Raw genomic sequence first — 22,791 nt, forward strand, 5'->3', positions numbered from 1 at the left:
ATGGAAACCGACAATAAGGAAACTGTATTGGAAGTAAAAGACTTGAGAACTTCTTTTTTTACACCAGACGGGGAAGTGAAAGCAGTGGACGGCGTGGACTTCTCTGTCGGTAAAAATGAAACATTGGGAATCGTGGGGGAGTCAGGATCAGGTAAAAGTATTACTTCCCTGTCCGTTATGAATCTATTGCATAAGACCGGAAAAGTAACGAGTGGAGAAATAAAATTAAGCGGGGAAGACCTGACAAAAAAGTCAAAAAGAGAAATGGAGAAATACCGGGGAAATCGGATATCCATGATCTTTCAGGAACCAATGACTTCACTGAATCCCGTGTTGACTGTCGGGCATCAGGTGGCTGAAGCAATCCGCATTCATAAGAAAATCAGTACGAAAGAAGCAAATAAACAAGCTGTCCATATGTTAAAGCTGGTAGGGATTCCTGCACCTGCAGACAGGGCTAAAAGGTATCCTCATGAATTATCTGGCGGGATGCGACAGCGTGTCATGATTGCGATCGCATTATCCTGTGATCCCGAATTGCTTATTGCAGATGAGCCTACCACAGCATTGGATGTTACCGTACAAGCCCAGATTCTGAGATTAATAAAGATATTACAGAAAGAATCGGATATGGGAGTCATTATGATTACGCATGACCTTGGCGTCATTGCAGAGGTGGCAGATAAAGTGGTCGTCATGTATGCCGGGGAAATTGTGGAACAAGCAGATGTAAAATCCTTGTATAAAAAAACGCTGCATCCCTATACACAGGCATTAATGAAGTCCATGCCAAGGCATGATGTGGATGTAGAAGAACTGGAAACCATTGAAGGAATGGTCCCGCTACCTTCCAACATGCCATCCGGCTGCCGTTTTGCCGAAAGATGTCCATTTGCAAGGGATATTTGCAAACAACATCCTGTGCTTGAACAGCCCGAAGACGAGCAAACAGATCGAAAAGTGCGGTGCTGGATGCACACAGCAAAATGGGATAAATCAACAGGGGAGAAGGAGGCGACTGAACAGTCATGACTGCTCCATTATTAGAAGTAAAGCATTTAAAAAAGTACTTTCCTGTAAAAGGCGGTATTCTCAATAGAAAAATCAATGATGTAAAAGCAGTGGATGACATCTCCTTTTACATCGATTCAAGAGAAACATTAAGTGTAGTAGGAGAATCCGGATGCGGCAAATCAACGACAGGAAGAGCAATTCTAAGGCTGGATGAACCCACCTCAGGAGAAGTGCTCTTTGAAGGAAAAGATTTTCTCGAATTAAAAAAAGAAGCCTTAAGAAAAAAGCGGAAAGACATCCAAGTTATTTTCCAGGATCCGTTTGCTTCTCTTAATCCTCGTCAAAAGGTGAAGGAAATACTGGATGAAGCCATGGAAGTGCAAGGTTTGGGAGATAAAAAGGAAAGAAGTAAGAAGATAAAGGAACTCATGACAATGGTGGGCCTGCGTCCAAGCCATGCAGAACGTTACCCGCATGAATTCAGCGGCGGACAAAGACAAAGAATCGGCATTGCAAGAGCATTATCCTTGGAACCTAAATTAATTATTTGCGATGAAGCTGTTTCCGCGCTGGACGTTTCCACACAGGCGCAAATCTTGAATTTATTAAAAAAGCTGCAAAAGGAATTAGACCTGACTTATTTATTTATATCGCATGATCTTGGTGTCGTGCGCCATATTTCAGACCGTGTCATTGTCATGTACTTAGGAAAAATTGTAGAGACAGGGACGAAAAAAGAGATATTTGATGCGCCAAGTCATCCCTACACCCAGGCATTACTCTCGGCTATTCCGGTACCGGATCCGGAACACCTTACAAACAAGATCATGCTTGAAGGAGACATTCCTTCACCCATGAATCCACCGAGCGGCTGTCATTTCCATACAAGATGTCCATTTGCCACTGAACTATGCAAAAAGGAATATCCGGAAATGCGCACGGTTGACCAAGATGGAGGTAAACACCAGGCAGCATGTCATCATATGGAAGAAATAGCGATGAATCAGGACCCGGTGCTCCCGGAGCAGGTATAATCGCGCAGTCACCGCAAAACAAACATCTTGGACATATACGTATTCAAAAGAAACGAAGTACCGAAGTTTCCTATGAGGAGATAATATGAATGGGCTTTGAAAAGAAAAAAACAACAACATCATCCTACCGTGAACGGCTGCTCGAAGCACTCCAGGTGGCTGCAAAACTTGGTGTCACCGCTTTCGGTGGCCCAATTGCCCATCTTGGTTATTTCCGGGATGAATATATTGCGCGCCGAAAGTGGACGTCAGATGCAAATTATACGAATCTCATCGCTTTAAGCCAAATGCTGCCCGGTCCTGCCAGCAGTAAAGTAGGAACTTCCCTCGGTTTTATCCGGGCAGGGTTTTGGGGAGGCTTCCTGTCATTCCTGGCATTCACCCTTCCGTCATCCATTGCGCTTGTACTATTTGCTTATCTGCTTCAAGGGTATGATCTGACAGATGCGGGGTGGCTGAACGGATTAAAGATCGTTGCGGTAGCCATTGTCGCCCATGCGCTCATCGGCATGGCAAAAAGGTTAACGCCGGACTGGCAGAGAATCACCATTGCATTGATTGTCATAGGCGGAATTCTATTATGGGATATCCCCTACATTCAAATCTTATTCATTGTAGTTGGCGGACTATCGGGTATATTATTTCTGAAAAACAACGATATGCAAAAGAAAGAAACGATACAATCTCCATTTAGCCGGAGGACAGGTTTAATAAGCTTAGCTGCCTACTTTGCCTTACTCATCATACTGCCGATCATAAGTTACTTTTATTCCAATCAGTTAGTAAGCCTTTTTGACAGTTTCTATAGAGCGGGTGCACTCGTATTTGGCGGGGGGCATGTATTGCTACCTTTGCTGGAAAATGAAGTGATTGCTACGAATTTAATGGACGCAGATACCTTTTTGGCAGGATATGGAGCAGCACAGGCAGTCCCGGGGCCTATGTTCACATTTGCTTCTTACCTGGGGGCGATCATTTATGGCATTCCGGGTGCTATTATAACGACCATTGCGATATTTTTGCCTGGGTTTTTGTTAGTGATTGGCACACTTCCTTTTTTTAGCTATATCAGTCACTTCAAGAAAGTGCAAAGTGCGCTCATAGGAATAAACGCAGCAGTAGTTGGCATACTGGCTGCAGCTTGGTTTGATCCAATTATTACCAATGCTATTTCCTCCGTATCAGATGTCGTCTTAGCTATCGCATTATTTGTATTAATCCATTACTGGAAGGTTTCTCCTCTCTTTGTTGTTGCTATCGGAGCAGCAGCCGGATTTATCATTGGCTGATATGATCGGCATAACAATACTTCACAAATTCGCAATATATAGGTTAGTCATCCTATCGTAGAAAAGGCTGTCTCATGAGAAGATATTCTCTCGTTGAGACGGCCTTTTTCGTGCTCTTGTAATTTTTTCCATCTATTAAAAAGCATCCAAAGCTGTTAAACTTAATGTTTGACTAGATACCTATTCAGGGAATACACCTATAGATGGGTGTGTAAACTGTGGAGGTGTAGCGAAAAACCTGTATTATTGTAAAAAATTGACGCATTCTGCTATACTGTACAATATTAAACTATTCAATAATTCTAACAAAAACACTGTTTATTAAAATAGGAAGTGAACTCACATGATTGATATACACAGCCATATATTGCCGGGCGTGGATGATGGTGCGCAAACGGAAGCTGACAGTATTGCCATGGCGAAAGCTGCGGTAGAGCAGGGCATCGATACGATCATCGCCACCCCGCACCATAAAAATGGAAAATATAACAATGAGCGGAGAGCGATTATCCAATATACGGAAATTCTCAGTGAACTGCTTGTCAAAGAGGATATCCCGCTGACTGTGCTCCCGGGTCAGGAAATCCGTATCTACGGGGAACTGCTGGAAGATATGGAGAATGACCTTATTCTTCCTTTAAATGAGACAAAATATCTTTTCATCGAATTTCCGTCCGGCCATGTGCCGCGGTTCTCCAAGCAAATGATTTTTGACATTCAGGTGGCAGGTTATACACCGATCATCGTTCATCCCGAACGGAACCGGGAGCTAATCGAGCACCCGACAAAACTATATGATTTCGTGCAAAACGGTGCACTCACGCAAGTTACCGCCGGCAGTGTCACCGGAAAGTTTGGAAAAAATATTCAGAAGTTCTCCCAGCAGCTCTTGGAAAATCATTTGACGCATTTTATTGCTTCAGATGCACATAATACCAAGACGCGTGCTTTTTGGATGGAGGAAGCATTTCAGGAAGTAAAGAAAAACTTCGGCAGTGATTACTTCTATATGTTCCTGGAAAACAGCCAGCTGCTCGTCGACAACATGAATGTGAATCGTTTTGAACCATCCAAAATAAAAAAGAAGAAGTTTCTTGGTTTATTTTAGAGAGGGTTATCCAACGAAAAGTGATGGTGCTCACAACAATGTATACCCTTTCTAGTACAATGTAATGGTAAGTAGAAATCCGGAGCAAGGGAGCTGGAATCATGGTGAAGGTGATGATGGTGGATGGCCAGCGGCTGTTTATTGAAGGGGTCCGGGCCATCTTATCACAAGAAGAGGATATTGAGGTGGTAGGCCTTGCTTCCGATGGGCTGAAGATACTGGATGATATCGAGGCGTTAAAACCGGATGTGCTGCTCATGGACATCAATATTCCAGAGAGTAACGGGATTGAAGCCACCTTTCAAATAAAAGATCGGTACCCCCACATCAAGATTATTCTACTTACCACATTTGCCGAGGAAGAACTAATTATTTATGGATTTAACGCAGGCGCTGACGGATACCTTTTAAAAGAGCTGGATCAGGAACAGCTGATAAGAGCAATTCTAGACGTGAGCTATGATGAAGTGGTGATCTCGGGCAAGGCTGCAAAATTAATGGCAACCAAGATTCGTCACTTGAAATATGACAAGAAAGTCATACTGCAAGACAGGCTGAAAGGGCAGCACATTCATCTGACGAAACGGGAACTGGAACTGGCCTACATGCTGACAGAAGATGCGACAAATAAAAAAATGGCCGAAAAACTGATGTTAAGTGAAGGCACGATTAAAAATTATATCAGTGATTTATATGACCAGCTTAAAATGCGTAATCGAAAAGAAGTAAAGGCCTTCCTCAAAACTTTAATTACATGATGTTTATCACAAAAGGGAGAGCACAAGCGAAGCATTATGCAGACTTTGTCATATTATGTCGAACGAAAAAATGAAAATATGACTTTAATTTACAAAAGTCACTTCCAATATGACTAGTTATTTAGTACTATTGATGATGTTGCTTTTTTGTAAAGAAAATGTAAAGATAGTTTAAAGAAATGCAGATAGATTTAGATCGTAGAGAAATACATAGTATACTTAGTAATTGAAGTAGAAACATACTTATTCAAAGAGACGTGAATATTGAGGTGAGACCCCGAAAGAAAGCTAGTAAACTACGAAATACTTTATGTAGCTAAAAAAATTACCGAAATACGTCGAGACCAGCGTATACATAAGATAAGCGCACCCCATACCGTCATCCCAGGAAAGGAGCCGAGCGAATGACATACAAAACGAGATTAACTCTCTTGATCCTGTTGGATTCGATCATTGTCAGTACAGCGATATTCATTGCTTCCTGGATAGTTTTCCCGGTTTATTCCGACAGCCGGATTGAAGTATTGATTATCAGCGCCATTGCACTTTTACTTTTTCATCATTTATTCGCTTTTATTTATAAGCTGTACAATAAAGTTTGGGCATACGCGAGTATCGGGGAACTGCTTACGATTGTACAAGCAGTCACTTTTTCGATTGTGGCAGCAGGACTCGTCCAGTTTCTTGTGAATGACTTTGGGATTTACCGGAGAGCACTAGTCGTCACCTGGATGCTCCATATCATTTTCATTGGCGGTTCCCGTTTCATGTGGCGCATCTTCCGCGACAGATACATAACAGCAGCAGGCAAGCAAAAACGAACACTGATCGTCGGAGCAGGTTCAGCCGGTGCGATGATCGTCCGTCAGTTGAAAAATGATGGACAGCAATTCGAACTGCGGCCTGTTGCCTTTGTCGATGATGATATTACGAAGCAGAAAATGCAGATTTATGACCTGCCAGTTGCTGGCAGGGTAAAGGATATACCAGCTATCGTTGAGGAGATGAGAATTAAACATATTGTCATTGCGATCCCTTCTCTTCATAATGGCGCACTCGAGAATATTATCAATGCGTGTAATAAAACGAATGCCCAAGTACAAATGATCCCGAAAATTGAAGATCTGATGACCGGAAAAGTGTCGGTAAGCCACTTAAAAAATGTCGAAGTGGAAGATTTACTTGGCCGGGAGCCGGTTAAACTTGATATTAACGCGATATCCGGCTATGTAACGGACCGTACTGTGATGGTGACAGGAGCAGGAGGTTCCATTGGCTCCGAGATCTGTCGTCAGCTTATGCATTTCACACCAGGAAAAATTGTACTGGTTGGGCACGGGGAATTCAGTATTTATTCGATTGATATGGAACTCAAGCAAAAATTCGCTGATACGGATACGGAAATTCTGCCGGTCATTGGTGATGTGCAGGACAGACAGCGAATGTTTGAGATTGTGGAAGAGCATCAGCCGGCAATTGTTTATCATGCTGCAGCCCATAAGCATGTTCCGTTGATGGAATATAACCCGCATGAAGCAGTGAAAAATAATGTGATTGGGACGAAAAATGTCGCTGAAGCTGCAGATACATTTGGGATTGGCAAGTTTGTACTTGTATCTACGGATAAGGCGGTCAACCCAACGAATGTGATGGGAGCAACGAAGCGTGTAGCGGAAATGGTAGTCCAGACTATTGCCAAGCGGAGCAGGACGAAATTTGTTGCGGTGAGGTTCGGGAATGTGCTCGGCAGCCGGGGCAGTGTGATTCCACTATTTAAAAAACAAATTGAGAACGGCGGCCCTGTCACGGTAACAGATCCGGAAATGACTCGTTACTTTATGACGATCCCTGAAGCATCCAGGCTTGTTATTCAGGCCGGAACCCTGGCAAAGGGTGGAGAAATTTTTGTTCTGGATATGGGTGAGCCTGTGAAGATTGTTGATTTGGCTCGAAACCTTATTAAACTATCAGGTTATTCGGAGGATGAGATTCCGATAGCATTCTCTGGGATTCGACCTGGGGAGAAGATGTATGAGGAGCTGCTTGGGGAGGATGAAGTTCATCCTGGAGCGGTTTACGAGAAGATTTATGTTGGCCGGACGGTGGAAGTGGATGAAGGTATGTTGGAGAATTTGTTTGATGGGTTTGATACATACAACGGTGAGAAACTGAAGGATGAATTGATGAAGATTGTTTATATGGAGCGAACTATATTGTCTGTGAAGGGATCATAAGAAAAAAATACTGTATTTGCAGGGTTAAGGAGTTTGCAAATGATTGAGTACGCGAGATTGAAAAATAAAGAAGATAAAATAGCTGTTATTGGTCTAGGTTATGTTGGATTCCCGTTAGCGATTGAACTTGCTAGAAAATACGATTTAGTAGGGTTTGATACTAACAGTGAAAAAATAGAGACATATAAAAAAGGAAAAGATGTAACAGCAGAAGTTGGCGATGAAGCAACTAAGAATACCACTGCGTTATTGACCGATGATGAAAAAGAATTACAAAGATGTAAATTCATTATAGTGTCTGTCCCTACACCCATAAATGCTGACAAAACACCAAATTTAACACCTATCATAGAAGCAAGTAAAACAGTTGCAAGAAATCTATCTGAAGGATCTATTGTTGTTTATGAGTCAACGGTTTATCCAGGAACTACAGAAGAAGTATGTGTACCTATACTTGAGGAATACTCTAGCTTAAAGTTTAATGAGGATTTTAAAGTAGGTTATTCTCCTGAAAGAATTAACCCAGGAGACAAAATAAATACATTAACCAAGATAACAAAAATAGTTTCCGGATCGGATGAAGATTCTCTTGAGTCAATTTATGAAGTATACAATTCTATTATAGAAGCTGGTATTCATAAAGCTCCAACTATTAAAGTAGCTGAAGCAGCAAAAGTAATAGAAAATTCACAGAGAGATATTAATATTGCATTTATGAATGAACTATCTATGGTATTTAATAAGATGGATATAAATACAAATGATGTTTTGGAAGCTGCGGGAACAAAATGGAACTTTCTTAAATTCCAGCCAGGGTTAGTTGGCGGTCATTGTATTGGAGTAGACCCTTATTACTTCACTTATAAAGCAGAACAATTAGGTTATCATTCACAAATTATCCTTGCGGGTAGAAAAATTAATGATGAGATGGGAAAGCATGTTGCAACGAATGTAATAAAACAGATTATACATTCAGGTCAAGCTGTTAAAGGTGCAAGAGTTGCTATACTCGGTATTACCTTTAAGGAAAACGTGTCTGATGTCAGAAATACGAAAGTTATAGACATTGTTGATGAGTTAAAGGATTTTGGCGTAGATGTGTTAGTTCATGATCCTGTTGCAGATCAACAGGAAGTAAAAAAACAATATAATATAGGTCTAGTAAGTAATGAGGAACTTAAAAATCTGAATGCTGTGGTAGTGGCAGTCCCACACAAAGAGTTTACAAATTACAAACCAGATTTTTTTGATTCGTTATATTCCAATAAAAGAGTATTAGTAGATATAAAAGGGATATTAAATAGCAAGGAATTTGAAACCAAAGGCTATTATTATTGGAGTTTATAAGATGTTTAAACTATAAAACTCAGACATCAATTTTGTGATGGCATATTGTTAGGAGGGCTAGGATGAAACAAGTTAAAAAAGCGATTATCCCCGCAGCTGGGATGGGAACGAGATTCTTACCGGTGACAAAAGCGATGCCAAAAGAAATGCTGCCTGTTGTTGATAAACCTACTATTCAATATATTGTTGAAGAGGCCATTGAATCAGGAATAGAAGATATTATTATTGTTACCGGGAAAGGTAAGCGTGCGATTGAAGATCATTTTGACCACAACTATGAATTAGAAGATAGTCTAATGAAGAAGGGAAAATTTGATCTGCTTGATAAAGTGAATTATGCTTCCAATGTTGATCTGCATTACATAAGACAGAAGGATCCAAAAGGATTAGGCCATGCTGTATGGTGTGCACGGAAATTTATAGGGAATGAGCCATTTGCGGTACTGCTTGGAGATGATATTGTAAAAGCTGAAACTCCAGGGCTAAGGCAGTTAATTCAGCAATATGAAGAAACACAATCTTCTATTGTAGGTGTTCAACAAGTTGGGGATAATGAAACACATCGATATGGAATAGTAGATCCAAGTACGATTGAAGGCAGACGTTATCAGGTTCATGATTTTGTAGAAAAACCTAAACCAGGAACTGCTCCTTCTAATTTAGCTATTATGGGCAGGTATGTGTTTAATCCTGAAATATTTGATTTCCTGGATAAGCATGAAATTGGTGCTGGTGGAGAAATTCAGCTTACGGATGCTATTCAGAAGTTAAATGAGCTGCAAAAGGTGTATGCTTATGATTTTGAAGGAATGCGGTACGATGTTGGGGAGAAGTTAGGGTTTGTGAAGACGAATATTGAGTTGGCTTTGGAGAATGAGGAGATTAAGGACGAACTTTATAAGTATTTAGTAGAGAAAATAAAAGAAGAAAAATTGACTATTTAATGAGGAAAGGTAGTCTTACACATGGCAGACAGAATTTTCCTTTCATCACCTCATATGAGTGATGAAGGCTACGAACAGCAGTACGTACAAGAAGCTTTTGATACCAATTGGATTGCACCACTTGGCGAAAATGTGAATCAGTTTGAAAAAGAGTTGGCGGCAAAGGTCGGATCTACAGATGCTGCTGCTCTTTCATCTGGTACTGCAGCAATACATTTAGCTTTAAAAGCTGCCGGTGTGGGTGAAGGAGATATTGTTTTCTGTCCGACACTAACATTCTCTGCTACGGCTAACCCTATCATCTATCAAAACGCAATACCTGTTTTTATTGACAGTGATTTTGAAACTTGGAACATGAGTCCAAAAGCATTGGAAAAGGCTTTTGAAAAGTACCCAGAAGTTAAAGCAGTTATCGTTGTTCATTTATATGGTCTGTCTGCAGATATGGATAAAATTATGGAAATATGTAAAAAACATAATGTAGTGGTTATAGAAGATGCTGCAGAGTCTTTAGGGACATATTATAAAGGTCAGCATACTGGTACCTTTGGTGATTATGGTGTTTTTTCTTTTAATGGAAATAAGATTATTACCACGTCTGGTGGTGGGATGCTAGTTTCTGATAATGAGGAGAAAGTTGCTAAAGCCAGATTTTGGGCTACTCAATCAAGGGATAAGGCAAGGCATTATCAGCATAGCGAATTGGGTTTTAATTATCGAATGAGTAATGTAGTTGCTGGTATTGGTAGAGGACAACTTAAAGTATTAGACCGGCGAGTTGAAAAGAAGATATATATATTTGAGTTTTACAAGAGAGAACTTGGAGGACTTGGTGGCATGGAGTTTATGCCTAGTAATGAATGGGATGAGCCAAACTATTGGTTAAGTTCAATGACCCTGACTGGTAAAGTAAGACCGATTAACATTATGGAGGCTCTTGAAAAAGAGTATATTGAATCAAGGCCTATATGGAAACCAATGCACCTACAGCCATACTTTGAAAAATATGATTTTGTTGGTGAAGGTGTGTCAGAGAAGCTGTTTGAAAATGGTATCTGTTTACCTTCAGATACGAAGATGACAGATGAAGATCTGATGAAAATATGTAACCTTATTAAGGGGCTGTGGAATAAATAATGAGCACTTTAAATTTATTTATTAAACGTATGATTGATCTTCTTGGTAGTATAATAGGAACAATAATCCTTTCTCCTCTTCTCATCATTATAGCACTTTGTATAAAATTAACATCTAAAGGTCCTGTGTTTTTTAAACAGAGACGACTAGGAAAAAATGGTAAAACTTTTAAAATAATTAAATTTAGAACCATGGTAGTTAATGCTGAAAAAATTGGAGATGGGTTAACTGTAAAAAATGAGAAGGATAATCGGATTACTAAAGTAGGTAAAATCCTACGTGCAACAAGCCTTGATGAATTACCACAACTATTTAACGTTATAGCGGGACAAATGAGTCTTGTAGGTCCACGTCCCCCAGTTACTTATTTTCCGTATGATGGATTTGAAAATTATCCGGAGTGGGCAAAAAAAAGGTTTTCAATGAATCCTGGGGTAACAGGGTTAACTCAAGTAACTGTTAGGAATTCAGTTAGTTGGGATAATAGAATTGTTGTTGATAATAAATATATTGATGGATTTAACTTATGGATTGATATCAAGATTCTATTAAAAACTCTAATAAAACTTTTTAAATCTGAAGATATATATATGAAAACTGAAAATAAAGCTGAATAGAATAAATTATTATAAGTATAGAGGTGAGAATGTGATTAAAGGAGAAAAAGTATATCTTCGACCTATACTTAAAAATGATATTACATTTTTAAATGAATGGAAAAATAATGAGAACATTTTTCAGAATTTAGGTGGAGGGTTTATGCCAACGTCTATTGACCAACAAGAAAAATGGATAGAATCTATGATAGATACTACTGGTAATAATAAACGTTTTATCATTTGTGACATAGAAAATTCACCTATAGGTATGGTTGGTTTATATGGAATAAATTGGGTTCATAGGACATGTGAAATTGGTATTTATATTGGGAATATAGATTCTCAAGGTAACGGGTATGGAAAAGAAGCATGTAAACTGATGGAGCAATTTGCAAAAAAGTATTTAAATTTAAGAAAAATAAAATTAAATGTAGTATTTGATAATGAGGCAGCTACTCACATGTGGGAATCACTAGGATATGAAGTGATTGGTAAATTCAAAGAAGAAAGATATATTAAAGGTGAGTACAGAGACTTAATTTTAATGGAAAAGTTTATTTGAATACAGTAATAAATTGATAATATTTTTTTAAATGTGCTGCATTTTGGAGGATCCATCAAATGAGTAACGATATAAATATATTAATTTTAAGTTGTGGAACAAGGAATAAAATTGTTCAGTATTTTAAAAGAGAAGTAGACACTAAGGGGACTGTTATAGCCACAGACTGTACTGAATTAGCTCCAGCTTTATATGAAGCAGATAAACATTACATTGTACCAAGAATGGATGCTGATGGATATGTAGAGAAAATACTTTCTATTTGTAAGGAAAACAATGTAAAAGCAGTTTTATCATTGATAGACCCGGAACTTAGCCTTCTTGCAAAACATAAACAAGCATTCTTGGATGTAGGCACAACTCCTATAGTACCAGACCATGATGTAGTTGAACTGTCTTTTGATAAATATAAGATGTTTGAATTCTTGGTTCGAAATGGATTCAAAACTGTTAAAAGTTATATAGACAAGGAACAGTTTTACAATGATGTCAGGGCTGGTGTTATAGATTATCCAGTTTTTGTTAAGCCAGTTAAAGGTAGTGCAAGTATTAATATCAGTAAGGTTAACTCAAAAGAAGAAATTGAATTCTTATTTAGTAGGTTTGATAATTTAATGATCCAAGAGTTTATGGATGGGATTGAATATGGTGTTGATGTGTATATTGATATGATTTCTAGTGAATCGGTTTCCATATTTATAAAGCAAAAGCTTAAGATGAAAGCTGGTGAAACTGATAAATCAGTTTCAATTAAGGATGAGCAACTATTTGAATTGATAAAGCAATTTGTTAAAAAGACTGAATTTAAAGGGATTATTGATGTAGATGTTTTTAAAGTTAATGGAAAATATTATATCTCTGAAGTAAATCCCCGGTTTGGTGGAGGTTATCCTCATGCGTATGAAAGTGGAATGAATGTACCAGAGATGATTATTAATAATATAAATGGAATAGAGAATCCAAATTCCAATAGTAACTATAATGAAGGAAGTTATATGATGAAATATGCTGATGTTAAGATTATAAATATGTATTCGAAAGAGAAAAATTGAACTGCATTCCCAGTATTATTTATAAGCGTTGTTAGGAGTGGGATTATTGAAAAAAAAAACAAAGGTAGTTCATATGGTAACTGCTTCAACATCAGTAGGTTTAATGAAAGGGCAACTTTCATATTTGGTTAATTTAGGTTTCGACGTTACAATTATCTCCTCGTCTGGAAAAGAGCTTGAAGGAGTTAGGGTAAAAGAGAATGTTAATATAAAAGCAATTAATATGGAAAGAAGTATTTCAATTCTAAGAGATTTAGTTTCTTTAATCAAAATTATTTTTTATTTTTTAAAGCTTAAACCTTCTATATGTAATGCAGGGACTCCAAAGGCTGGTTTATTGGGTATGCTAGGTGCTTGGTTAACAAGAGTCCCTTTTAAAGTATATACAATAAGAGGTTTACCATTTGAGACGGCAAGTGGTCTACAAAAAAGAATTTTAATATTTACTGAGAAAATTGCTTGCTTTTGTGCTGATAAAGTAATATGTATCAGCCCTAGTTTGGAAAAAAAAGTAATTGACTATCAATTAACATCAAAAAAGAAGACTATAGTTTTTGGTCATGGTAGTAGTAATGGTATACAGATTGATAAATTTATCAAAACTCTTGAAGTGCAAAAACAGGTTGAAAGAATTAAGATAGAAAAAAAACTAAATAATTATAAATTAGTTATAGGTTATGTAGGGAGAATTAATAGATCTAAAGGTATTAATGAATTGGTAAAGGCGTTTGAAAACTTGCAAAAAAAGTATGACAATATCGCTTTAATTATGATTGGGGCTAAAGAAGAAAAAGATTCTATTTCTAAGGAGACTTATTTAAAAGTATCGAAAAACCCTCATATTAAAGAAATAGGAAAGGTTAAAGACCCAATTCCATATTATTTTATTATGGATGTACTTGCGTTTCCTACTCACAGAGAAGGATTTGGTAATGTGTCAATTGAAGCTCAAGCAACTGGTACACCTGTTGTAACTACTAATGCAACAGGCGCAGTTGATACAGTTATAAATAACGAAACTGGCTTAATAGTAGATATAGAAGATGAGATTGCCTTAGAACGAAATTTAGAAAGGTTTATAATTAATCCCAATTTGGTTAAAGAACTCGGTATGAATGGACTTCAGAGAGTTGAAAGGGATTTCGATTCGATGATTATATGGAGTAGTTTGGAAAAATTATATAAAAGTTCATTGAATAATAGATATAATTGATTTACATAAAATTTATTTTTTGAGTGTAAAATTACAAAACCGGAGGAAGTATTATGCCAGAAATTAGTTCATTAATAACTGTTTATAATGGAGAAAAATATATTAAAGATGCCATTGAGAGTGTTATTAACCAAAATAAGGTCAATAGTGAGTTAATAATTATAAATGATGGATCCACAGATAATACTTCAAATATACTTGATAGATATAAAAATAATGAAAGAATTCTTATTATTAATTCTGATCATATAGGTAGGGGTAAAGCATTAAATTTAGCTATAGCTAAGAGCAGCGGTGAATATATTGCAATATTAGATGCAGACGATCTTTTTCACCCTCTGAAACTTAAAATACAATATAGTATAATGGAAGAAAACCCAGGTATCGGCGTTTTAGGTACAGGTTCTGTTTTGATCGGGAGTAATTTTACTCTTCAGGAAATTGATAGAGAAAACGAAGATTCATTATATTTAACACCAAAAGAAGTGACTAATAAGTTAGTCTATAGAAGCCCACTTTCTCATAGCTCTGTTTTAATACGTAAAAATGTCTTAGATAGAGTAAGCGGTTATGATGATACTCGAGAAAGACAATATGATTATGATTTATGGATTAGAATTGCTAAAGACGGTTGGAAGTTATCACGAATTAATTCTCCTTTAACCTATAAAAGAATTCATGATGAACAAAATTTTGAAAGAAGCAACAGAATCAAACATTTGGCTTCATCAATTAAACTACAAAAAAAAGCTATTAGACTACTAAATGCACCCAAAAGAATGTATTTGATTTGTTACGGCAGGTTTATGTATGGTTTACTACCAAGAAAAATTAGGATGTTTATTAGAAATTATGTATAACATAATTTATTACAACTAAAATTATATAATCTTAATGGAAGAATCAATGATTAAAAAGTGAGTTTAGTGAAAAAAAGGGGTGATAAAAAACATGGTTATCTTTTCAATTATAATTCCACATTTTAATTCAACAGATTCATTAAATAAATTAATTGGAACTATCCCGAATGCAAAAGAAATAGAGATTATTATTATTGATGATCATAGTGATCCGTCGGAAAAGAGGGAACTTTTAAAACTTAAAGAAAGATATTCATTTAAAAATGTAACTTTTTTAAATAACACCCCTGATAAGAAAGGAGCTGGTGCATGTAGAAATATCGGTTTGATGCAAGCAAGTGGAGAATGGGTGTTATTCGCAGATTCAGACGATTATTTTCTTGAAGATTTTTATAAAATAATACAAAAATATTCAAGTTCGGGGCTTGACGTAGTTTTTTTAAAACCAACAAGTATTGAATTCGATTCCGGAGAAGTTTCGGATAGACATTTACCGTATGTTAAACTAATTGATCATTATAAAATAAACCCAGATATAAATTCAGAAATACGCCTTAGGTATTTTTACCATGTCCCTTGGTCTAAATTAATAAATAAAAGATTTATTAAAAAATACAATATTTACTTCGATGAAGTAATTGCTTCAAATGATGTTATGTTTTCTACTAAAGTAGGATACCACATGGAAAATTTTGAAGTATCAGATGAAAAAATTTATTGCGTGACTAGAAGCGAGGGAAGCCTCACCACTACTATTAGTCCAAAAGTATTTAAAACTCGTTTAGATGTATTTATTTGTTATTATAGATTTTTAAAAGAATTTGCACTAAACAAAGATGAATTTAAACTAATAAAATTAAATGTGAGTGGAAGGTATACTTTGTTAAATTCATTTAATTTTGGATACAAACAAAGCGTCTTAGTCTACAAAAAATTGAGGGAAAACAAGATTCATATTATTGATAGGGAATATTTTAATCCAATTTTTTTAATTAAAAAAGCTTACTCTTTTTACATAAGTAGGAGAAAAAAGAAAAAATATATTAAATTATATCAATAGTAGTTTTAGTTATATTGAGCTAATACAGTTTACTATACGAATAAGCTAATTCTTAGTGAAATTGAATGACAGGGATAAGTTAAAATATATTTAAGTAGGGATTTTTATATGGAAAGCTTAGGTAACGGTAAAACGTGGAATAACAGTGAATCACCGACAAAGATTAATAAAAACATTAAAGTAAAAGGTTTTGTAAAAGTAGCAAAAGTTAACAGCTTAATGATGGCAATTGTTTTAACCGCGAATTTCATAGCTATATTATTTTCTTCTTTAGGGTTTATTGAAGAAGGGCTACTTCCTGTATTATTACTTACAACGTTATTATTATCATATGTAACAGCAATATTTAAAGGGTATAGAGATTTTAGATTAAATAAAAAAGCCACTTTATTAATTTTATTAATATTATCTAATTTTGCGTTTACTTTTTTATTTCGAGGGTTAGATAATTTTACTACTAATTATTTTATTGAATTTTTAGCTTTCGGTATATTGGCCTACTTATTTACTTTATTACCATTCAATGCTAATGATGTTATAAGGTTCACTATGTTAGTTGGATGTCTAATTCTATTGAACCCTATTGGATTTTTAGAAAATAATTTGATGATGTATTCTGATGCCATGAAAATGGGAGCTACTTATGCAATATTGCCAAGTGTTTTAGCTGCAATAGTTCATTTCTTTTTTATGGGAAGTCGAATAAATATTATTAATCTGATAGGTTATATTTCAAACTTTTATTTGTTATTTTTAATTATAACTGAGGGATCAAGAGGTGCTGTATTATCAATTTTTTTATTAGTATCTTTTATTATTTATATAAAAGTATGTCAAAAATTTAATAAAGAAGATGGAATACTATTTCCATTGTTATTTGCTATCATTCTTTTTTTATTAATTACAATTATAATAAATTTAGAACGCATATTCCTTTGGTTATATGATTTATTTCAAAGTATTGGCATAGAATTGGTAGTGCTAATCAAATCTGCAGATTTACTAGAGCAAAGTGGTGTAGTAGGAATTCTAAATGGTCGAGAACATATTTATGAAAATTCATTTAGAATCTTTATGGAATCTCCTATTTGGGGGAAAGGAATAGGGATATATGCAGACATGTATGATGGGCAATACCCTCACAATATATTTTTACAACTTTTAGCTGAAGGTGGATTTGTTTTTATTATCCCATTTGGTATTCTTATAATATTGTGTTTTAAATACATAGTTAGTCCTTGGTCAAATGATAAGATAACAAATGAAATTAAATATTTAGTTCTTGTATTATTTTTATTATCAGTTCCAAGATTAATGTTCTCTATTTATTTGTGGCAATTACAAGCATTTTGGCTGCTTTTATTTATCTTCTTATCTGTAAGTACCTACAAAAAAACAAGTGCTAATTGATGTATATTAAAGGAGGAGTAGAAATTTCTGCCGGCGATTAAAACTTATATCAAAAAAATTATTATTAATAGTGGATTTAAAAAAATTGTAATTCTTACTTCAGGTGTAGTGTTGGCTCAAATTATAACTTTTTTATGTCAACCCATTATAACGCGTTTGTACTCACCTGAAGATTTTGGAGGGTTGTCATTAATAACTTCTTTAGTTAATATGCTAGTGCCACTTTTAACTTTACAATATCAAATGGCTATAATTACAGCAAAGTCAGATAAAGAAGCAAATGCAGTCAGTGCTTTAACTTTTTATATACTAGCTTTTATGTTATTTCTTATCTCTCTTGGAATAATTTCGTACAACTATTTTAATCCTAATACATTTAAAGAAGTTGGTAATTGGATATACGTCGCCTTACCCTTACTTTTACTAAGTGGATTTGCAAAAATAGCCGACGCTTATAATAATAGATTCGAACAATATAAATTGATGTCATCTATTGCATTAATAAGGTCAATATCTTCAAACACTTTAAAAATCACCTTAGGAATATTTAAAGTTGGTTTTTTGGGGCTTATAATATCTCAATTCGTTGCAACAATATTTGGGATAAGAAAACAATCCCAGTATATAATAGCTAAAAAAAAGGAAATTTTCAATTCAACTCGACTTGAACTTAAAAATGTTCTAAATAAATACAGAGTGCAACCTCTTTTTTCTATGCCTGGTCTATTTGCGACTGTTGTTTCATTTTCTATCCTACCTATTCTAATAACTTCTTTATATAATATAGAGGAAACTGGTTACTTTTATTTAACTATGAGTGTGCTGGCAATCCCAATGAGTTTAGTTAGTAGTAATGTAGCAAAAGTTTTTTTTAGAAAAGCAACCATAGAGAAAGAAGAGAAAGGAAACTTTTATTCAACATTTATTAGTACAGCAATATTATTAATAGTAATTAGTATTATTGGATTTTTACTATTATGGTTTTTTGCTGAACCTTTATTTTCTATAGTGTACGGTGAAGAATGGATGAGGAGTGGAACGTTTGTTAAGATTCTAATTCCTTTATTTGCTATAAGGTTTGTTGTAACAGGGTTGATGCATGGCTTTATTATTTCAGGAAAGCAATTAGTAAAATTAACTTTGCAATTATTATTTATTGTAATAGCCTTGGTTATTTATTTTATTGTTAAAAACCAGAATCTATCAATAGAAGAATTTTTGGAGTTAATTAACATTGGTTATTTTATATTATATTCAATACTATTTATTGTATTATATTTAACCAGTAAAAATAAAATTTAAAAGGAGTTATTAAAATGGAAAAAGAAGTAAAAGTGCTGTATTCTAAAATTAAAAATATGGGGGACTTGTTAAATGAATTAATTATAGAGGATGTTATGGGGTATAAAATTACCCTTACTAACCGCTGGAAATGTGAGAGTACTGGCATAGGAAGTTATTTAAGGTTTTTCTTTCCTGAAAAATCAGATCTCAAGGGCAAGCCAAGACAAATGCTAGAAAGAATGTATGGAAAAATACAATCTCCCCTTCAAATTTGGTCTACTGGTTTTATAGAATATTCAGATAAAGAGCTTATTCCATTAAGAAAAGATATAAATATATCTTCAGTAAGAGGCGAACTTACAAGAAAAAAATTAGAAAAAATATTAAATAAGGAACTGAATGTACCTACTGGAGATGGTGGATTATTAGCATCACACTTGATTAAAGAACCAATTGAAAAAAAGTACTCCATTGGTATTATTCCACACTTTAGAGAAAAAAATGAAAAAGTGTTTATTGAGATGAAGGAAAACTATGATAATTCCGTTCTTATTGACTTAACTGTTGATCCTTTGAGTGTTGTAAAAACTATTTCAGAGTGTGAAGTAGTTATATCAAGTGCTTTACATGGTTTAATTGTTGCAGATAGTTTTGGAATTCCTAATATGAGGTTAATATACACAGATAAATTGTTAGGTGATGGATATAAATTTGATGATTATTATTCTGGGTTTAATCTCTATTCTATAGAGCCATTTGATCTAAATAATTCTAATTATCCAAGCATCAATCAAATTATTGATGATTATAAGATAACTGAAAGACAAATTGATAAAAAAAAGGAAGAGTTGTTAACTAGTTTTTCTCAGTGTCTTTAAAACTAGATAACAAGCTCCTGATTCATTGCCGTATATGGTCCCATTATAATGTATCCGTAGGCTTGGACATTAAAAATTAATAAATAAGATAATACTAATGATGCCAAAAAAGAGCATGGGAACGGTTCTTTAAGGGGACAATCGGAAGTTTTGCGGGAAAAAGGGCACAATGAACGGTTTTAGTCGCTAATTGTGCCTTGTTCTTATTCTATGCAATTACTATCCGCAAAATTTTTGATTGCCCAAGAAGAATGAAGTCGCCTCATGGTTATAAATTTTAATTTTAGCTGGTTTGTCATAAAATGTTCATAAATTTAAGCAGGACTTTTTTGAACCGCGTCGAATTATGGGATTTCAATCTTTTCTTTAATTTAATTTACTTTTTAAGCATTCCGTATCGTTAATATACTCTATTTTGAGATGGGTATCATGGTTTTAGGGTTTTTGGTTTTGCCTTGCGCAGCGATTTCGTTCTTCTTCTGCTTCCAAGCGGTAGTTACCAACACAATAAATAGTAGGTATTGGGGTCAGACCCCCACTACACTTGTTTTTAATAAGAGTCCCCCTCAGTGCGAGTAATAACCTAATTATACATAGGGAGGTTAACGAAATGTCAGACGTCTCAGTTAGTCTAACACAATTTCTTGATTTCACATTAAAAAGAAGAGAGGACCACAGGGACAGGCACCCTGGTCCGCAATTTTAGTAGTACAGACTGAGTGTTCTTATACTCGGTCTATTTTTTTGGACTTTTAACTTTAAGTTTAATATCTTTTCATAAATTGTACCAAAATTGTATTTTGGCTCTATTCGTAGTGCTAAAAACTCAATTTTCTCTCCAATAATATTGAAAATTACTCACTCTATACATATCTAATTTTAGATTTTGGTATTTTGACATTGGTTCTGCTGTCGATTAATTTATACCTATCTAACTTACTTAAAAATAGGGGTTGAAAAAATGGCGACAGTAATTTCCAGTATTGGCTTAAAAGGTATGGAGGGATACCGTGTTCAAGTAGAGGTGCAACTCGTTCCTGGAATAGAAGGTGTGAGTATTGTTGGTCTTCCAGATGCCTCGGTAAAAGAATCGAAGGACAGGGTGATTGCTGCATTGTATGCGAACGATTGTGAAATACGGGATAAGAAAATAGTTATTAATCTATCTCCTGCAGAACAGAAGAAGAATAGCCCGATTTTTGACTTGGCAATGGCGATTGGGGTGATGAAGGAAGCAAAAGAGATAACGGATGAAATCCCTGACAATGCTGCATTTTTAGGTGTGCTTTCGCTGGATGGGTCAATTAAATCGGTAGAAGGTATGCTCCCGGCTATCATAGCTGCTAAAAAAGAAGGTTTCGATACGCTGTATCTGCCTAAGATGAAAGATATGCCCCTGGAATCCATTAATGGTATAGAGCTCAGGTTTGTTGAAACTCTGGAGGAAGTGATTGAATCTTTTTCCGGACAGTTGTCTGTTTTTACTATTGCCCCAAGTACCTTAAACGCATCTTCTGAGATAAAGCTTCCCTACCTATGATAAAGATTTCAAACATGTTTTAGGACATCAGAAAGCAAAACGAGCGTTGGAAATTGCGGCTGCTGATGGGCACAATGTTCTGATGGTTGGTCCTCCTGGTTGTGGAAAGAGCTTGCTTTCTGAAACATTCCCATCGATTTTACCACCACTAAAATTAGAAAACCAATTTGATGTTATGAGCATTTATCAACTGGCTGGAATGAGTCCATCAAATGTTTCTGCTCCTCCGTACAGGTCCCTACATCATTCCGCATCTGCAGTATCCCTTATAGGTGGTGGGACACATCCAAAGCCTGGTGAGGTATCACTTGCACATCGTGGTGTGCTTTTCCTGGATGAGATGGCAGAATTCTCTAAATGAACATTAGATATGCTGCGCCAACCAATGGAATCTGGAGTAGTTACAATTAGCCGGGCAGCATCCACTGTCACATACCCTGCCGAATTTTTACTCATCGGTGCTATGAACCCTTGTCCTTGTGGATATTTAGGATCTAAGTATCGCTATTGCACATGTACTCCCAACAGGTTACTGCGTATAACAACCGAATTTCCGGGCCGATTCAGGATCGGATAGATATTTTACTCAGACTGGACACCGTATCATTAGAGAACGAGACCATGGCAGAGAATGAAACTTCTGAAACCATTCGTGAAAGGGTGATTTCAGCAAGGGGAAAACAATATCTAAGATATGGAAAAGAGACATGCAATGCCACTGCAGATAACGAGAAATTAATGGAATGTACGGAAATGAAATTAACAGAAGGGCAGGAAAAGATGATGCGTAGCTGGGCAATTAAATATAATTGGAGCACTCGGGTTCAAATGAAAATAAGAAGACTTGCCAGGACGATTTCTGATTTGAACAGAAAGGAAAACATCGAAAATGAAGCAATATGGGAAGCGGTTACCATGAGGCGTACGCAATCCATCCATACCCAAAAAGGGATGGTGAGATAGCAGAAAACCCCAAATATTATTCACCCGAGGTGATTTGTTTATGCCAAGAGGTCCTAGAAAGAAAAGCCATAGTGGTATCTATCATATCATGCTAAGAGGTATTAATAGACAGACGATCTTTGAAGATGATGAGGACAAGACAAGATTTTTAGAGACATTAAAAAAATACAAAGCCATTAGTAAGTATCAAATCTATAGCTTCTGCTTAATGGACAATCACATCCATTTATTATTAAAGGAGACGGAGGAAAGTCTTTCAGAAATCATCAAACGAATAAGTTCCAGTTATGTGTATTGGTATAACATGAAATACGGTCGGTCTGGACATTTATTTCAAGAAAGGTTCAAATCGGAGAACGAAGAGTCAACTACATTTTTTTTAACCGTACTCAGGTACATTCATCAAAATCCAGTAAAAGCAGGACTAGTGAGAAATGTATTTGAAAGCAGGTGGACAAGTGTCAACGAATATATTCATCGAGTACAAATCGTGGATATAGATATG

At 35.6% G+C, this 22,791-nt stretch carries 21 protein-coding genes and 1 pseudogene; all 22 read left to right on the forward strand.

Annotation, left to right across the window (positions count from 1 at the left end; genetic code table 11):
* Positions 1–1,032, forward strand: a complete 1,032-nt coding sequence (locus ACDX78_RS18990) for an ABC transporter ATP-binding protein (protein ID WP_486029836.1) — start codon at positions 1–3, stop codon at positions 1,030–1,032.
* On the forward strand, positions 1,029–2,048 hold the full coding sequence (locus ACDX78_RS18995) for an ABC transporter ATP-binding protein (RefSeq protein WP_486029838.1): 1,020 nt from the start codon (positions 1,029–1,031) through the stop codon (positions 2,046–2,048). Before ACDX78_RS18990 ends, ACDX78_RS18995 begins: the two co-directional genes overlap by 4 nt.
* An 89-nt stretch (positions 2,049–2,137) precedes the next feature.
* A complete protein-coding gene (gene chrA, locus ACDX78_RS19000; RefSeq protein ID WP_486029840.1) occupies positions 2,138–3,337 on the forward strand; it encodes a chromate efflux transporter in 1,200 nt (399 codons plus the stop codon).
* Positions 3,338–3,680: 343 nt separating this feature from the next.
* A complete protein-coding gene (locus ACDX78_RS19005; RefSeq protein WP_486029841.1) occupies positions 3,681–4,445 on the forward strand; it encodes a tyrosine-protein phosphatase in 765 nt (254 codons plus the stop codon).
* Between the two features lie 101 nt (positions 4,446–4,546).
* Positions 4,547–5,203 (forward strand): response regulator, encoded by a 657-nt coding sequence (locus tag ACDX78_RS19010; protein ID WP_486029843.1) that lies wholly within the window; start codon positions 4,547–4,549, stop codon positions 5,201–5,203.
* A 404-nt stretch (positions 5,204–5,607) separates the two neighbouring features.
* Positions 5,608–7,437, forward strand: coding sequence for a polysaccharide biosynthesis protein (locus ACDX78_RS19015; protein WP_486029845.1), 1,830 nt, complete (start codon positions 5,608–5,610; stop codon positions 7,435–7,437).
* A 39-nt stretch (positions 7,438–7,476) separates the two neighbouring features.
* A complete protein-coding gene (locus ACDX78_RS19020) occupies positions 7,477–8,784 on the forward strand; it encodes a nucleotide sugar dehydrogenase (protein WP_486029847.1) in 1,308 nt (435 codons plus the stop codon).
* A gap of 62 nt (positions 8,785–8,846) precedes the next feature.
* The gene (gene galU / locus ACDX78_RS19025) at positions 8,847–9,728 is read left to right on the forward strand and encodes a UTP--glucose-1-phosphate uridylyltransferase GalU (RefSeq protein WP_486029849.1); all 882 of its coding nucleotides are present in this window, start codon (positions 8,847–8,849) and stop codon (positions 9,726–9,728) included.
* Between the two features lie 21 nt (positions 9,729–9,749).
* The gene (locus ACDX78_RS19030) at positions 9,750–10,865 is read left to right on the forward strand and encodes a DegT/DnrJ/EryC1/StrS family aminotransferase (protein WP_486029851.1); all 1,116 of its coding nucleotides are present in this window, start codon (positions 9,750–9,752) and stop codon (positions 10,863–10,865) included.
* Complete coding sequence (locus tag ACDX78_RS19035; RefSeq protein ID WP_486029853.1) at positions 10,865–11,482, forward strand: sugar transferase; 618 nt, start codon at positions 10,865–10,867, stop codon at positions 11,480–11,482. The genes ACDX78_RS19030 and ACDX78_RS19035 overlap by 1 nt, the downstream gene beginning before the upstream one ends.
* 31 nt (positions 11,483–11,513) lie before the next feature.
* Complete coding sequence (locus ACDX78_RS19040; RefSeq protein ID WP_486029855.1) at positions 11,514–12,026, forward strand: GNAT family N-acetyltransferase; 513 nt, start codon at positions 11,514–11,516, stop codon at positions 12,024–12,026.
* 59 nt (positions 12,027–12,085) lie between these two features.
* A complete protein-coding gene (locus ACDX78_RS19045) occupies positions 12,086–13,078 on the forward strand; it encodes an ATP-grasp domain-containing protein (RefSeq protein ID WP_486029857.1) in 993 nt (330 codons plus the stop codon).
* Between the two features lie 46 nt (positions 13,079–13,124).
* Entirely contained in the window at positions 13,125–14,291 is a 1,167-nt protein-coding gene (locus tag ACDX78_RS19050; protein WP_486029859.1) for a glycosyltransferase family 4 protein, read from the forward strand.
* A 53-nt stretch (positions 14,292–14,344) separates the two neighbouring features.
* Positions 14,345–15,151, forward strand: coding sequence for a glycosyltransferase family 2 protein (locus ACDX78_RS19055; RefSeq protein WP_486029861.1), 807 nt, complete (start codon positions 14,345–14,347; stop codon positions 15,149–15,151).
* A 91-nt stretch (positions 15,152–15,242) separates the two neighbouring features.
* Positions 15,243–16,211, forward strand: coding sequence for a glycosyltransferase (locus ACDX78_RS19060; protein ID WP_486029863.1), 969 nt, complete (start codon positions 15,243–15,245; stop codon positions 16,209–16,211).
* 108 nt (positions 16,212–16,319) lie between these two features.
* Positions 16,320–17,621: an O-antigen ligase family protein gene (locus ACDX78_RS19065; protein ID WP_486029865.1), complete on the forward strand. Its 1,302-nt coding sequence runs from the start codon at positions 16,320–16,322 to the stop codon at positions 17,619–17,621.
* Positions 17,622–17,711: 90 nt separating this feature from the next.
* The gene (locus ACDX78_RS19070) at positions 17,712–18,923 is read left to right on the forward strand and encodes a lipopolysaccharide biosynthesis protein (RefSeq protein ID WP_486029875.1); all 1,212 of its coding nucleotides are present in this window, start codon (positions 17,712–17,714) and stop codon (positions 18,921–18,923) included.
* 14 nt (positions 18,924–18,937) lie between these two features.
* Positions 18,938–19,783, forward strand: a complete 846-nt coding sequence (locus ACDX78_RS19075; protein WP_486029867.1) for a polysaccharide pyruvyl transferase family protein — start codon at positions 18,938–18,940, stop codon at positions 19,781–19,783.
* A 961-nt stretch (positions 19,784–20,744) separates the two neighbouring features.
* Positions 20,745–21,323 carry a magnesium chelatase domain-containing protein gene (locus ACDX78_RS19080; protein ID WP_486029869.1) on the forward strand — a complete coding sequence of 193 codons (579 nt, stop codon included), beginning with the start codon at positions 20,745–20,747 and terminating at the stop codon, positions 21,321–21,323.
* A gap of 46 nt (positions 21,324–21,369) precedes the next feature.
* Positions 21,370–21,900, forward strand: a pseudogene (locus ACDX78_RS19085) (ATP-binding protein).
* The gene (locus ACDX78_RS19090) at positions 21,837–22,286 is read left to right on the forward strand and encodes a magnesium chelatase subunit ChlI family protein (protein ID WP_486029871.1); all 450 of its coding nucleotides are present in this window, start codon (positions 21,837–21,839) and stop codon (positions 22,284–22,286) included. The pseudogene ACDX78_RS19085 and the gene ACDX78_RS19090 overlap by 64 nt, the downstream one beginning before the upstream one ends.
* Before the next feature lie 40 nt (positions 22,287–22,326).
* Positions 22,327–22,791 (forward strand): transposase (locus tag ACDX78_RS19095; RefSeq protein ID WP_486029873.1); only part of this gene is annotated, 465 nt, incomplete at its 3' end.

The organism is Virgibacillus oceani (genome assembly GCF_041521345.1).
Lineage (GTDB): Bacteria > Bacillota > Bacilli > Bacillales > Amphibacillaceae > Virgibacillus_N > Virgibacillus_N oceani_A.

Coding starts and splice junctions, on each gene's coding strand:
- ACDX78_RS18990 (WP_486029836.1), top strand. CDS start 1: ATGGAAACCGACAATAAGGAAACTGTATTGGAAGTAAAAGACTTGAGA.
- ACDX78_RS18995 (WP_486029838.1), top strand. CDS start 1,029: ATGACTGCTCCATTATTAGAAGTAAAGCATTTAAAAAAGTACTTTCCT.
- chrA (WP_486029840.1), top strand. CDS start 2,138: ATGGGCTTTGAAAAGAAAAAAACAACAACATCATCCTACCGTGAACGG.
- ACDX78_RS19005 (WP_486029841.1), top strand. CDS start 3,681: ATGATTGATATACACAGCCATATATTGCCGGGCGTGGATGATGGTGCG.
- ACDX78_RS19010 (WP_486029843.1), top strand. CDS start 4,547: ATGGTGAAGGTGATGATGGTGGATGGCCAGCGGCTGTTTATTGAAGGG.
- ACDX78_RS19015 (WP_486029845.1), top strand. CDS start 5,608: ATGACATACAAAACGAGATTAACTCTCTTGATCCTGTTGGATTCGATC.
- ACDX78_RS19020 (WP_486029847.1), top strand. CDS start 7,477: ATGATTGAGTACGCGAGATTGAAAAATAAAGAAGATAAAATAGCTGTT.
- galU (WP_486029849.1), top strand. CDS start 8,847: ATGAAACAAGTTAAAAAAGCGATTATCCCCGCAGCTGGGATGGGAACG.
- ACDX78_RS19030 (WP_486029851.1), top strand. CDS start 9,750: ATGGCAGACAGAATTTTCCTTTCATCACCTCATATGAGTGATGAAGGC.
- ACDX78_RS19035 (WP_486029853.1), top strand. CDS start 10,865: ATGAGCACTTTAAATTTATTTATTAAACGTATGATTGATCTTCTTGGT.
- ACDX78_RS19045 (WP_486029857.1), top strand. CDS start 12,086: ATGAGTAACGATATAAATATATTAATTTTAAGTTGTGGAACAAGGAAT.
- ACDX78_RS19055 (WP_486029861.1), top strand. CDS start 14,345: ATGCCAGAAATTAGTTCATTAATAACTGTTTATAATGGAGAAAAATAT.
- ACDX78_RS19060 (WP_486029863.1), top strand. CDS start 15,243: ATGGTTATCTTTTCAATTATAATTCCACATTTTAATTCAACAGATTCA.
- ACDX78_RS19065 (WP_486029865.1), top strand. CDS start 16,320: ATGGAAAGCTTAGGTAACGGTAAAACGTGGAATAACAGTGAATCACCG.
- ACDX78_RS19075 (WP_486029867.1), top strand. CDS start 18,938: ATGGAAAAAGAAGTAAAAGTGCTGTATTCTAAAATTAAAAATATGGGG.
- ACDX78_RS19080 (WP_486029869.1), top strand. CDS start 20,745: ATGGCGACAGTAATTTCCAGTATTGGCTTAAAAGGTATGGAGGGATAC.
- ACDX78_RS19090 (WP_486029871.1), top strand. CDS start 21,837: ATGTACTCCCAACAGGTTACTGCGTATAACAACCGAATTTCCGGGCCG.